12 protein-coding genes are annotated in these 13,534 nt (G+C 43.9%); 9 read left to right on the forward strand and 3 right to left on the reverse strand.

The annotated features are described in order from the left end of the window. Position 1 precedes the first annotated feature (1 nt). The 3 genes from A3IK_RS0101840 to A3IK_RS0101850 are packed head-to-tail and all read left to right on the forward strand — an operon-like array spanning position 2 to position 1,629. Positions 2-946, forward strand: coding sequence for an ADP-ribosylglycohydrolase family protein (locus A3IK_RS0101840; protein WP_020558256.1), 945 nt, complete (start codon positions 2-4; stop codon positions 944-946). 57 nt (positions 947-1,003) lie between these two features. Further along, the gene (locus A3IK_RS0101845; RefSeq protein WP_020558257.1) at positions 1,004-1,234 is read left to right on the forward strand and encodes a DUF2281 domain-containing protein; all 231 of its coding nucleotides are present in this window, start codon (positions 1,004-1,006) and stop codon (positions 1,232-1,234) included. A 5-nt stretch (positions 1,235-1,239) separates the two neighbouring features. Continuing rightward, positions 1,240-1,629, forward strand: coding sequence for a type II toxin-antitoxin system VapC family toxin (locus A3IK_RS0101850; RefSeq protein WP_020558258.1), 390 nt, complete (start codon positions 1,240-1,242; stop codon positions 1,627-1,629). Positions 1,630-1,688: 59 nt separating this feature from the next. Here the strand turns inward: A3IK_RS0101850 and A3IK_RS0101855 are convergent, their stop codons facing one another. Further along, the gene (locus A3IK_RS0101855; protein WP_020558259.1) at positions 1,689-3,860 is read right to left on the reverse strand and encodes a malate synthase G; all 2,172 of its coding nucleotides are present in this window, start codon (positions 3,858-3,860) and stop codon (positions 1,689-1,691) included. 243 nt (positions 3,861-4,103) lie between these two features. On the opposite strand from A3IK_RS0101855, the gene A3IK_RS0101860 reads away from it, so the two are divergent. Next, positions 4,104-5,066, forward strand: a complete 963-nt coding sequence (locus tag A3IK_RS0101860; RefSeq protein WP_020558260.1) for a tetratricopeptide repeat protein — start codon at positions 4,104-4,106, stop codon at positions 5,064-5,066. Positions 5,067-5,141: 75 nt separating this feature from the next. Here A3IK_RS0101860 and A3IK_RS0101865 read toward each other — a convergent pair whose 3' ends face one another. After that, positions 5,142-7,463, reverse strand: a complete 2,322-nt coding sequence (locus A3IK_RS0101865) for an NADP-dependent malic enzyme (RefSeq protein ID WP_281167255.1) — start codon at positions 7,461-7,463, stop codon at positions 5,142-5,144. A gap of 170 nt (positions 7,464-7,633) precedes the next feature. Between A3IK_RS0101865 and A3IK_RS18210 the strand changes: the two genes are divergently transcribed. After that, complete coding sequence (locus A3IK_RS18210) at positions 7,634-8,524, forward strand: DMT family transporter (RefSeq protein ID WP_020558262.1); 891 nt, start codon at positions 7,634-7,636, stop codon at positions 8,522-8,524. Here the strand turns inward: A3IK_RS18210 and A3IK_RS0101875 are convergent. Next, a complete protein-coding gene (locus A3IK_RS0101875) occupies positions 8,521-9,657 on the reverse strand; it encodes an aminotransferase class V-fold PLP-dependent enzyme (RefSeq protein WP_020558263.1) in 1,137 nt (378 codons plus the stop codon). The genes A3IK_RS18210 and A3IK_RS0101875 overlap by 4 nt on opposite strands. Positions 9,658-9,934: 277 nt before the next feature. Between A3IK_RS0101875 and A3IK_RS0101880 the strand changes: the two genes are divergently transcribed. From A3IK_RS0101880 to A3IK_RS0101895, 4 genes are all read left to right on the forward strand, one after another. Further along, a complete protein-coding gene (locus tag A3IK_RS0101880; protein WP_020558264.1) occupies positions 9,935-11,491 on the forward strand; it encodes a protein adenylyltransferase SelO in 1,557 nt (518 codons plus the stop codon). A gap of 404 nt (positions 11,492-11,895) precedes the next feature. Continuing rightward, positions 11,896-12,213 carry a hypothetical protein gene (locus tag A3IK_RS0101885; RefSeq protein ID WP_162596602.1) on the forward strand — a complete coding sequence of 106 codons (318 nt, stop codon included), beginning with the start codon at positions 11,896-11,898 and terminating at the stop codon, positions 12,211-12,213. 35 nt (positions 12,214-12,248) lie between these two features. Continuing rightward, on the forward strand, positions 12,249-12,599 hold the full coding sequence (locus tag A3IK_RS0101890; protein WP_020558266.1) for a hypothetical protein: 351 nt from the start codon (positions 12,249-12,251) through the stop codon (positions 12,597-12,599). Between the two features lie 125 nt (positions 12,600-12,724). Further along, positions 12,725-13,453 carry a hypothetical protein gene (locus A3IK_RS0101895; RefSeq protein WP_020558267.1) on the forward strand — a complete coding sequence of 243 codons (729 nt, stop codon included), beginning with the start codon at positions 12,725-12,727 and terminating at the stop codon, positions 13,451-13,453. The last annotated feature ends 81 nt before the right edge of the window (positions 13,454-13,534 follow it).

A 13,534-nucleotide genomic window follows, 5' to 3' on the forward strand; every position in this document is an offset into this window, starting at 1 on the left:
AATGGCCTTAACTCAAGAGGAGCGTATTAGCGGCGGATTGTGGGGCTTATTGATCGGTGATGCATTAGGGGTGCCCTATGAATTTCATTCTCCGCACGATTTACCGCCTTTAAGCCAACTCGAAATGCAGCCTCCTCTTTATTTTGAGCGCTCTCATGAGCAAATCCCCATCGGTACATGGTCGGATGATGGTGCACAGGTGCTGATACTCCTTGCTTCATTACAACGGCATAATGAGCTGAATCTAGAGGACTTTGGCAAGGGCCTAGTCGATTGGTATGAAAGCGGCTATATGGCGGTAGGTTCTCATGTATTTGATGTAGGGATACAAACGGCGGAAGCTATTCGTTTGATGATGCAAGGTGTTCCCGCTCAAGAGGCGGGTCCTAAAAGCGAATATAAAAATGGTAATGGCTCATTAATGCGTGTGCTACCGCTAGCTCTTTGGCATCGGGGTACGGATGAGGAGCTGGTAAAGTGGGCGCATTTACAGTCTCAAGTGACGCATGGACATTTACGTTCTAAAGTCTGTTGTGCGGTTTATTGTTTATGGGCGCGGCGTTTATTAGCTGGTAGTACTTATGCATGGGCAGAAGCGGTGAAGATTTTACACGGTATTTATGGTGATGCTTCGCCGGAGTGGGCAGAGTTTGCGTGGCATGTACGCCCGGATCAGGAGCCAACGGGGAGTGGCAGTGGTTATGTAGTGGATAGCCTGAATTCGGTGCGTAAGGTGATGCAGGCAAGTACCTATGAGCAAGTCGTCAAACAGGCTATTGCGCTAGGGCATGATACGGATACTACGGCGTGTATTGCAGGCGGTTTAGCGGGTATTCGTGATGGGGTAGAAGCCATACCAACCCGCTGGATGCAGGTATTACGCGGTCAAGAGTTAGTAAAACTGTTACTAGCTAAGTTACTTCAAACTAAGTCTGACAAAGCTTAACTCTAGTCCTATCTAATGCATTACACTATTATCATAACTACAAGCAGAGGTTAAGCCATGAATACACAACATTTAGTCGATCAAATTTCAGCACTGCCTCCTACGGCTCAAAGACAGATTGCTGATTTTATTGAGTTATTACAACTTCGTTATCAGTCCACTAAACGCGAAAGAAAGGCTACTATTCGGCTAGTAGATGAGCCTTTTATAGGTATGTGGAAAGATCGAGAAGATCAGAAAGATAGCACTCAATGGGTACGTGATTTGCGTAATAAAGAGTGGAGGTAACTTGAGTGTATACACTCATTGATACGGATATATTAATTGATGCTAGCCATGCCGATGGTATCGCTTTGAGCACTTTGCAACATATCGAACAAACCTCGCATTTAGCTATTAGTATTATTACAGAAATGGAGTTAACGGTAGGTTGCCGTAATAAAACGGAAGTACGTGAATTGACTAAGTTTTTGCGTCGATTTGAAGTTATAGCTTTAAATGAGGGTAGCTCTAAGATTGCCCTAAAATTATTACAGCAATACCGCCTAAGTCATGGACTCGCTATACCAGACAGCTTAATAGCAGCAACAGCTATAGATTTAGATATACCGCTTATTAGCAAAAATCAGCGTGATTACCGTTTTATAACAGAGTTACACTTATTGCCATATCCTCCAGCTTGAAATAAAAAAGCTGCCCAAAGACAGCTTCTTTATCATGGAGTTATAAACCCACTACCCTATCAGAAAAATAAGGCTACCTTTGCCTCAGCACGATATTGATGTAATAACGGCTCAGTATAACCATTCGGTTGCTCACGACCTTTAAACACCAAATCACACGCCGCTTTAAAGGCCACACTCTTATCAAAGTTAGTACTCATCGGGGTATAAGTAGGATCACTCGCATTTTGGGCATCGACCTTGGTCGCCATTTTCTTCATAGCATCCATCACCTGTTGCTCCGTACACACGCCATGATGTAGCCAATTCGCCATATGCTGACTCGAAATACGCAAAGTCGCGCGGTCTTCCATCAAACCGACATCATTAATATCCGGTACTTTCGAGCACCCCACCCCTTGATTCACCCAACGCACTACATAACCCAAAATACCCTGTGCATTATTTTCCAGCTCTTGTTGAATCTCAGCTGCACTCCAACTGATCTCTTTAGCCACCGGAACGGTGAGAATCGCATCAAGGCTAGCGCGGGGGCGTTTTTTCAATTCGTCTTGACGCTTCATGACATTCACTTTGTGATAGTGCAAAGCATGCAATGTCGCCGCCGTTGGAGAGGGAACCCACGCCGTATTAGCCCCTGCCAATGGATGCGCGATTTTAGTCGCTAACATATTCGCCATCTGATCGGGAATCGCCCACATCCCTTTACCAATCTGCGCTTTACCTTGCAGACCACAAGCTAGACCAATATCCACATTCCAATCTTCATAGGCTTTAATCCAGGCAGCATTTTTCATATCGCCTTTGCGGATCATTGCGCCTGCTTCCATCGAGGTATGAATTTCATCGCCGGTGCGATCAAGGAAGCCAGTATTAATAAACACCACGCGCTCTTTTGCGGCACGAATACACTCTTTGAGATTGATAGTCGTGCGACGCTCTTCATCCATAATACCGACTTTTAAAGTATTACGACTCAAGCCTAAGGCATCTTCGACCCGATTAAATAATTGATTGGCAAAGGCTACCTCTTCAGGGCCATGCATTTTGGGTTTTACAATATAAACCGAGCCGGTGCGTGAGTTTGTAGCGGTGGTTTTACCTTGTAGATTATGCAGAGTACAGAGGGCAGTCATCATGCTATCCATAATGCCCTCAGGAATTTCACGCCCTGCTGGATCTAAAATAGCCGGGTTAGTCATTAAGTGACCGACATTTCGCACGAATAATAGACTACGCCCGTGTAATGTTAAGGGCTTACCTACTGGAGAGGTGTACTCACGATCTTTATTGAGCGTGCGGTGTACGATTTTATCACCTTTGCGTACTTCTTCGGTCAAGGTGCCTTTCATTAGGCCTAGCCAATTGCGATACACCAGCGTTTTATCGCTAGCATCCACAGCGGCAATGGAGTCTTCACAATCCATAATCGCGGTGAGTGCGGCCTCCATCACAATATCACTAATACCCGCTTTATCGGTTTTGCCCACGGGGGTATTACGATTAAATTGCAGCTCAAAGTGCAGACCATTATGAGCTAATAGTAGGGCGGTAGGATGGGCGGTTTCACCCGTAAACCCAGCAAACTGGGAGGGTTCGGCGAGCGTGGTTTCTGTACCGTTTTCGAGTTTAATTTTTAAAGTGCTGCCTTCCACACTATAGGCAGTCGCATCAACATGTGAGCCTGTTGCTAAGGGGGCGGCTTCATCTAAAAATTGCCGTCCAAAGGCAATCACTTTTGCACCCCGTATAGGGTTATAAGTCGCTCCTGCCTCCGCACCATCCGTATAAGGAATCGCGTCCGTACCATAGAGAGCATCATATAAACTACCCCAGCGTGCATTGGCGGCATTCAGGGCATAACGCGCATTCATGACGGGAACGACTAATTGCGGGCCAGCTAGGACCGCGATTTCAGTGTCGACATTATTTGTGGTGATTTGAAAGTCTTCACCTTCGGGGACTAGATAACCAATCGATTGTAGAAAGGCTTTATAAGCCGCAAAATCCGCCCCTCGATTAGCTTTATGCCACGCATCGATCTGGGCCTGAATCTGGTCGCGTTTTGCGAGGAGTTCACGATTGCGGGGGGCAAGATCATTCACAATCGCCTCTAATCCTCCCCAAAATTGCGCTTCACTCACGCCCGTACCGGGCAAAGCCTCAGTATTCACAAACTGGTAAAGTTCACTCGCTACTTGCAAGCCACCTACTTGTACTCTATCGCTCATGGTGAAATCTCCAGCCGAGGCAAAGTGTCGGCATACTAATTAGAAAACTAAATTAAATCACGTCACTGTCGAGGTTGCAGTGCAACATTGTCGACATAATGGTATGTGGTTATAACGTAATTAAGCATTACTGGGCAAGAGCAAAGTGTCTGCTCCGGTGATCTATTCAACAAAGGATTGCTATCAAGGCCGCGTGCTTCTACGCTTAGGGTCTAAACCCTATGGATTGATTTGGAAGTCTATATGTCCCCAAAATTATTGTTTGTTACCGTATTGACCAGCTTATGCTTATTCAGTGCTGCTTATGCCGAGACCACCCCTCCCTCAACCGATAAAGCCGAGTCTACTAGCGGTAGTGAACCCCCCCCTGCTGCTAAAGATGAAAAAAGCTCAGCCGAACAAGATGATAAAGTTGCCCAATATAATTTAGGTATTCGTTATATTCAGGGCGATAAAGTTAAGAAAAGTAGTAAAAAAGCGGCAGGCTATTTTGCCAAAGCCGCTGAGCAAGGCTATGCCCCCGCCCAATATAATCTAGGTGTGCTCTATGCTCGTGGTCAAGGTGTGGATCAGAGTAGTAAAAAAGCACTGGAGTATTTTGTTAAGGCTGCCGAGCAAGGTTATGCCGCTGCTCAAAGTAGTCTTGGTACTATGTATATCAGTGGTCAAGGTGTGGATCAGGATACTCAAAAAGCGGTGGAGTATTTTACCAAAGCCGCCGAGCAAAAAGATGCGGTAGCACAGTTTAACTTAGGCTCGATGTATGCCCAAGGGCAGGGTGTTGATAAGGATGATAAAAAAGCCTTTGACTATCTAACCCAAGCTGCCGAACAAGGACTGGCAGTCGCTCAGACCAATTTAGGCTTGATGTATGACAATGGTCAAGGAGTAGCAGAGGATAATCAAAAAGCAGTCGAGTGGTATGCCAAAGCCGCAGAACAAGGCGATGCTGATGCTCAAACCGATTTAGGGGTGATGTATGATACGGGTGAGGGCGTTACTGAGGATAATGAAAAGGCGGTGAAGTGGTACACCAAAGCCGCAAAACAGGGTAATGCCAATGCTCAATATAATCTAGGTCTCATGTACCGCGATGGCGAGGGTGTGGATAAAAGCCTAAGCAGCGCAAAAAAATGGCTGAAAAAAGCGGCTAAGAGTGGTCATGCTGATGCTCAAAAGGCTTTGGATGATTTACCTAAAGAATAGTGCCTAAGACGGTAGTAAGAAACTCAAGTACTGAGGGTAAAGGTACTTGAGTTTCTATAACCTATAGCGTAACTATTAACGCTTACGCATTAAAGAATCTACAGCGGCGACGGCTGCCATATTCACAATCCCGCGTGGGGTAGTACTTTCAGTTAGAATATGAGCAGGGTGATTAGTACCAATCAGAATGGGTCCTACCGGCAACCCATCTCCGAGCATTTTTACCATATTGTAACTAATATTCGCGGCATCTAGATCAGGGAATACTAATAGGTTTGCAGCCCCTTTAAAGCCAGAGTCTTTGAATAAACGCTCGCGGATTTCCTCTGATAGTGCCGTGTCTGCATGCATTTCACCTTCTACTACTAAGTCGGGATAACGCTCCCGAATTAGCTCTAAGGCGGTGCGCATTTTGTTACTGCTTTCATCACGACGGCTACCAAAATTAGAATGGGATAGCAGAGCCACTTGAGGTTTAATCCCAAAGTTTTGTACTAAGCGGGAAGCAATCTCGGTACTCTCAGCGATCTGATCAGCCGTAGGATTTACCACCACATGGGTATCGGTGAGGAAATAAGTCCCTTTGGTTAGAATGAGCATGGTGACAGCGGATAAATGTTTTACCCTAGGATGCATGCCAATGATCGCCTCGATATAGTGTAGATGCGAGGCATAATTACCTTCCACCCCACAAATTAACGCATCAGCATCACCTGCTCGTACCATAACGGCAGCTAACTGCGTGGTACGCGAAGTCATAACACGCTTCGCATAAGCCGGTGTTACCCCCTCGCGGCACATCGCTTGATAATAGACATCTGCATGGCGCTCATAGTTGGGATTATTACGTGGGTCGACCACCTCAATATCTTCACCGATTTTCAGGCGCAAATTATAGTTATTAATATTGTGCTGAATAATCTCTGGATTACCAATGAGGATAGGCTTACAAATACCATCATCCACCAGAATCTGCATAGCAGTAATCACACGTTGTGATTCGCCCTCAGCAAATACAATGCGCTGTGGATCTTGACGTGCCCGTTCAAATACAGGTTTCATCACCATGCCAGAACGGAAGACAAAGGCCTCTAATGATTGTTGATAGGCATCCCAATCTTGAATGGGGCGCGTTGCTACTCCCGTATCCATTGCCGCTTTAGCCACACGTGGTGGGATAATGGTCATTAAACGGGGGTCAAAAGGCTTAGGAATTAAATACTCACGCCCAAATTTAAAGGAAGCACCGCCATAGGCCGAAACCACCACATCGGAGGCTTCTTTAGTTGCAAGATCAGCGATGGCCTGTACCGCCGCCACCTTCATGGCCTCATTAATCTCAGTCGCACCTACATCTAATGCACCCCGGAATAAGAAGGGGAAGCAGAGCACATTATTCACCTGATTGGGATAATCACTACGACCCGTCGCCATAATCACATCATCACGTACTTCATGGACGAGTTCAGGGCGAATTTCAGGCTCAGGATTAGCCAATGCTAAAATCAAAGGATTAGGAGCCATGCGTTTCACATGCTCTTGTTTGAGTACGCGTGGGGCAGATAAGCCTAAAAAGACATCCGCGCCATCCATAACATCATCTAAGGTACGAGCATCGGTCTCAATCGCATAGGCCGAGTTATAAGGATTCATTTCCTCTACCCGACCCTTATAAATAATACCAAAACGATCATTGACGGTAACATTTTCTTTCTTTAAGCCCATTTCAACCAATAGGTTTAAGCAAGAAATCGCCGCAGCACCCGCGCCTGAGCAGACTAACTTGACGTCTGCGATATTTTTGCCCGCAACTCTCAAACCATTACGAATCGCCGCCGCCACACAAATGGCGGTACCGTGCTGATCGTCGTGGAATACCGGAATATTCATTTTTTCTTTAAGGCGGCGCTCAATCTCAAAGCACTCAGGGGCTTTAATATCTTCGAGGTTAATACCACCAAAGGTCGGCTCTAATAAACTCACCGCATCCACAAAGCGATCGACATCGGTCGTATCAACTTCAATATCAAAGGCATTCACACCGGCGAATTTTTTAAAGAGGACGGCTTTACCTTCCATGACGGGTTTAGATGCTAAGGCACCAATAGCACCAAGCCCTAATACTGCTGTTCCATTAGAAATGACCGCTACTAAATTGCCGCGCGTGGTGTAATCCGCTGCGGTACTAGGATCGGCTGCAATGGCTAAACTAGCTGCTGCCACCCCCGGAGAATAGGCGAGGGCTAAATCCCGTTGATTGACCATATTTTTGGTCGGGGTAATTTCTAGTTTGCCGGGTTTGGGGTAGCGATGATAATCGAGGGCAGCTTGGTCTAGTTTATCTTTATCACTCATGGTGGTGAGTCCTCCTAGTCGTTGTAGGTTGGCGTATGGCATTAAACTTATCCCAAAAGGGTGAGTAACACTATCATGACTTACAGCCGATGTAAGGTATTTTATGAAAGACCAATACATAAAAACCCTATTGTTAACCGGCTTGAATAAAGAGATAGCTAGGCGGATGATGAGCAGCTCTTTGTAACGGCGCTTCGCATAGGAGGCTTAGCGTGAATACTCGCCATATTGTGAGTTTAATTGTGTTGGGAGCGATTTGGGGTAGTTCGTTTTTATTTATGCGGGTGGCGGTCAAGGATGTGGGAGCCATTCCTTTGATTGAGTTACGTATTGCTATTGGTGCTTTAGTACTATGGCCGGTGCTCTTAATGAAATATCCCTTATCCGTTACCCAAGGTTGGTGGGGTAAAATGACCGTGGTTGGCGTATTTAATTCGGCTCTACCCTTTACTTTATTAGCCTATGGCCTATTGGTATTTACGGCGGGAGTTGGTTCGGTATTAAATGCGACTGTACCAATGTTTACTGCATTAATAGCTTTTGTTTGGCTAAAGGAATCTTTGAGTCGCTCCCGTATTTTGGGGCTAGTCGTTGGTTTTATTGGGGTGATTATCTTGGTTGGCGATAAGCTATCTATGTCCGGTACAGATACAGGGTTAGCATTAGCGGCTATGTTATTGGCGACCTTATCTTATGGTTTTAGCGCGAATTACACCAAACGTAATGTGATAGGTGTTAATTCCTTAGTCACAACGGTGATGTCATTGACCATGGGGGCGTTAGTGTTGTTGCCTTTAGCCTTAATCTATTGGCCTGATCATAATCCTAGTCTCATGTCGTGGATTAGTATTATGATTTTGGGGGTGATTTGTACGGGAGCAGCTTATCTTATTTTCTTTAGATTGATTGCAGAAATTGGTGCTGCTCGTACAGTGACCGTGACCTTTTTAGTCCCCTTATTTGGTATTGTTTGGGGGATTATTTTCTTAGGTGAGGAGCTGACATGGCAATTTGTGCTGGGCGCTTTAGTGATTATTATAGGAACAGCACTCTCCACTGGAGTGTTAAAACTCCAATGGCTAGAGCCAAAAGCGCAGGCTTAAGCTAGGTACTCACGTACTAATTGTACAGCCTCTTTAACTTGCTCAAGTGGGGTGTAGAAGTGCGGTGAAAAACGTACTCCCCCCCCACGTGGCGCAGTAAAGACCTTATTAGTTTTTAAATATTCAAATAAGCCTTCCGATGATTGCACTGTAGGGCATACTGTAATAATGCCAGACAAGCGCTCTGCACTAGTATTAGTCAAAATCTCTAAGTGTTCCGTGGCTTGAAAGCCTTGAATCAGTATCTGCATCCGCTCTTGGATCGCTGCCCAAATAGCCTCTATGCCGACCTCCATGATTAACCCCATACTCGCATGCAGGGCATGAATCCCTAGCATATTCGGGCTACCTGCTTCAAAACGCCGTGCGGTTGGCGAGGGGATAAACTCAGGGCTGGTGTAATTACCCATGGTTTCCATCATATGCCAGCCAAATTGAGTCAGACGTAATTGCTCCCGTTGTTTAGGGCTTACATAAAATACCGCAATCCCTTCAGGGCCTAAGAGCCATTTATGGGCATCTGCAATCACAAAATCGGCGTGAATGGCTTGTACATCGAGGGGCATCATACCGACCTGTTGAATACCATCAACACAGAAAATAATCTGATGGGTCTTACAATATTCACCAATGCGCTTAAGATTAAGGCGTAAACCTGTACCAAATTGTATGGCACTGATAGCAACAACACGGGTACGTGCATCACAAAGTGCCAATAACGCACCTTCGACATCCTCACCACAGGTATTTAAATCTAATTCTTTAACGGTGACACCACGATAGCTTTGCGCTAACCAAGGATAACGATTAGACGGGAATTCTTGGGCAATACTGATTACATTATCCCCGGCTTGCCAATCAATACCCTCTGCTACAAAGGAGATACCCACCGAGGTATTGTGAATCAGACCAATATCATCAATAGAGGGGGCGTTGAGTAGGAGTTGTAGGCGTTGACGTAATTCACGCTCTAATAGGCTCCATTGTGGGTAATTCGTCGATCCGTGACGCACATTTTCAGCAACAAATTGTTGCAAGGCTTGTTCTGTAACCAAGGGCCACGGTGCCATGGCAGCGTGATTGAGGTAAATGTGGTTTTGGGTCACGGGAAATTGTTGAGCTATATCTAGCATCGTTATTGTCCTACGAGGCAAAAGAATAAGTGTGCAGTGATTAGGCTTTGAAAGCTAGATTTAGCCATGCAAGGTTTCGGTATTTTGGACTTGTAGGATGCTTATTGATAGCTTGGCTTTTTAAAGAACGGTGTGTTGTTTAGATCAATAGGCTGGGGTAAGTCTTTTTCCAAAGGTTGTAAACTCGCTGCGCTCAGACAGTACAACCTTTTCCAAAACACTTACCCCAACCTATTGATCCGGCACCTATTGATAGCAAGCCTTGCAAGGAATCCACATGCATCCATTACAGTTTGATAATCGTTTTGTTCAGGAGTTGCCGGGCGATCCTATTACCACGCTCAATAGTCGCCAAGTAGTAGGGGCTTTATGGTCAAAAGCTCCGCCTACTCCCGTTCAAGCACCCAGACTATTAAGCTACTCGCCTGAAGTGGCTGAGCTATTGGGCTGGACAGCAGAGGATATGCACAGCAGTGAAGCCGCTCAAATACTGTCGGGTAATCAGTTACTAGAGGGGATGTTTCCCGTTGCGACCTGTTACGGTGGACATCAGTTTGGTAATTGGGCCGGACAATTAGGTGATGGTCGCGCCATTAGCTTAGGGGAGAGTATTAATGCTAAGGGGGAACGTTGGGAGCTGCAATTAAAGGGGGCGGGGAAAACACCTTATTCGCGTCATGCGGATGGTCGCGCGGTATTGCGCTCTTCGGTGCGGGAATATTTATGTAGTGAGGCTATGTATCACTTAGGTATTCCCACCACGCGGGCTTTAAGTCTGGTCGCAACGGGTGATGGGGTGCTACGTGATATGTTTTACGATGGGCACCCAAAAACTGAGCCAGGCGCTATTGTGTGTCGAGTTGCCCCTTCGTTTATTCGCTTCGGGCATTTTGAATTACCTGCGGCACGCGGTGATGTGGCTTTATTAAATCAGCTCATTGATTTCACTATTGAGCGAGACTACCCCCAATTGATCGGTCATACCGAGACTAAGCGAGCGCAGTGGTTTGAACTGATTTGCCTCCGCACTGCGCGTTTAATGGCGGATTGGATGCGGGTTGGTTTTGTTCATGGGGTGATGAATACTGACAATATGTCGATTTTAGGGCTAACCATTGATTATGGCCCCTATGGTTGGTTGGAGGATTACAACCCACTCTGGACACCGAATACTACCGATGCACAAGGCTTACGCTATAGCTATGCTCAACAACCCTATATTGCCCACTGGAATCTGGCTCAATTAGCCAATGCCTTAGCTACCGTGATGCCGGATGAGCCATTAGAGGCAGGTTTGCGTACTTATGCGCTGACCTATAATCAGGTATTTAATCAAGCGCTTGCCGCTAAATTAGGTTTAAAACAGCTAGGTGCTGAAGATGAGTCTTGGGTAGAGCAATTGTTTGAGCTACTGCGTACCTCTGAAGTGGATATGACTTTGTTTTTCCGTGAGTTAGCTCAACTCGATTTGCAGCAGCCGAATTTATCCGTGATTAGCTCGGCCTTTTACCGCCCTGAGTATGTAGAGCGTGATCGGGACATATGGGATGCATGGCTAGCTTTATATGCTCAGCGCTCCTTGCAAGAGCTGGTCAATATGACCGAACGCAAGGAACGGATGAATGCCGTTAATCCACGGTTTGTATTACGCAATTATTTAGCGCAAGAGGCTATTGATTTAGCAGAACAAGGCGATAATAGCCGCATAGATCAGCTCTTACAGGTATTGCGTAAACCCTATGCCGAGCAACCCGAATTTAATCAGTTTGCTCAAAAGCGCCCTGAGTGGGCACGAGTACGAGCAGGGTGCTCGATGTTGTCGTGTAGTTCATGAATCTTTGCCACTCAGGGATAGCTGCACAGCTTGGGTTAGGCTATGACTAGAGTTTTCTGGTTCGATGGAGGTTTTTCATAAGAAAAAGACTGATCTAAATCTCAGTATGTAGAGATGGCGAGTATCATTTAATCTGATTGATAGTTACTTTTCTAAGTTTCTGTAACAAAGCCAAGGTTGTAGTTTTGAAAAGTGATTGTTCTAGCTGTAAAAAGCCTTGTTTTCTTTCTAGATTAACGTCTTCCTGTTTATTAAAGCTAAACGAGATAGATTGTTTATATATTAAACAATACACTCTTTTCAGCTTCTGACCACTATGTTTCAAGCTCTTCTAGTTACAGGACAGCGCCATGACTAACATCTGCGAGATACTAAGACATAAATCGATGGTTCCACGACGCCTTATGGAGAAAGCTATTAACCAATATGGTGTAAATACTTACTTTAAAAGTAGTGATCTACAAGATGTTTCTTTTAGAAGTACATCACGCTTTTATTATTGGTTGACACTACTAGTTGAAGTAGGAGCCTTGGAACCACATGTTCACCCAAACAATAAAGGAGCTTATCTATTTTCTGTTACTGAAAAAGGTAAACAATGTTACGAGTGCTATTTAAATTCTCACTCTACCTATTATGCAAACCATATTCTTGAATCTGATGAAGATGAAGTGGGTAGCTGCATTCTTTTTATTAACCCAATCGGTACAGAAGCGACCTAAGGTCGCTTCTGTACTTAACAGAGGCAGAAAATCAAATGCACATAACACTAAAACCATTGTTCTTTAAATGTCAAAGAATTTCTCCTAAAGAAGGCATCATGAGATATTTTGTAAGAAATTTGCATATTGGCTTGGTAATATTAATCTTAAAAATAGCCTCTCTTTTAATAAGTAAAAAGATAAAAATACCTTTTCCAATAGATAATCCTAGGAATTTTTACTATGATTTATGGTTGGAGGATTTAAAGCAAATGAAAAATTTTAAAATTAAGCAATTGGTTTTTTGTTTGCAGCGAATACCTGATGCATTGTTAATAACTTTTAATTTTTATAAAAAATCAGAGGGGAAAGGTGATTTTTGTTGTAATAAATCAAATAGGTTTTAGTTGTAAGTTTTAGAGCGTGGAATGGTGATCAGAAGCTAATAACCACTATTAAACTCTAAAATCTCAGACTATATTGCTCAATATAAAGTCCAAAGGAGATTTGTTTAGCATAAAAGGTATATTAAATGAAAAAGTTATTACTGCTAGTATTTGTGTTGTTTAATTTATCATTAACAACAAAGGCTGAAAGTAGCTCTAATAGTAATTTTGAAGTATTAAAAACAATTAATACTATTGTATCTGAAATTTGTTTATCACCCTCTACAGAGGGAAAGTACTGGAGACTTGATACTGATGGAAGAGTAGGTGCGAAGATTAGTATCTTTGGAGAAGTAGAAGGTAATATTAATCTAACTCAAGAAGAGTGGAATGGAATTAGAAATTTAAAATCTGAAGATCAAGTTAACCGTGAAAATAGTTATAGAGTTTGTGTGCAATATATGACCCCTCTACTATTAGAGCGGCTAGTTAAGTCTAGTAAAGAAGCAACAGGTCCACGTGGTTGTAAACAAGATGATTATGATAAAGTTCAAAGCCTTGCTTATTTCTTTGCTCAACAGTATATAGATCAAAACTATGATGGTGGACAGGATATTATATCAAATATAAACTCATGTAATTACAATAGTTACTCAAGAGAGTATCAAGCAGATTTAAATATAACTTGGAATGGCATGATTTTACGTAGTAATCATTACGAAATAAATGGGAGACTTAATATTAATACAAATGGTCGATATGAGTTTTCTAGAAGTTATGCTAACCAAAAATTAAAAAACTATGAAATTATGAAAAACATAGTAATTATGACTATAATAAGTGGTAGTTTACTTGAGGACTACCAAAAACGCTAAAAGATGCTTTATGTTCGTATTTAGTGCCCAAAAAGCAAAAAGGGTAGACCTCAATCTACCCTTTTCTATCAACGTTGTGCG

The sequence above is a fragment of the Thiofilum flexile DSM 14609 genome (assembly GCF_000380185.1).
Lineage (GTDB): Bacteria > Pseudomonadota > Gammaproteobacteria > Thiotrichales > Thiotrichaceae > Thiofilum > Thiofilum flexile.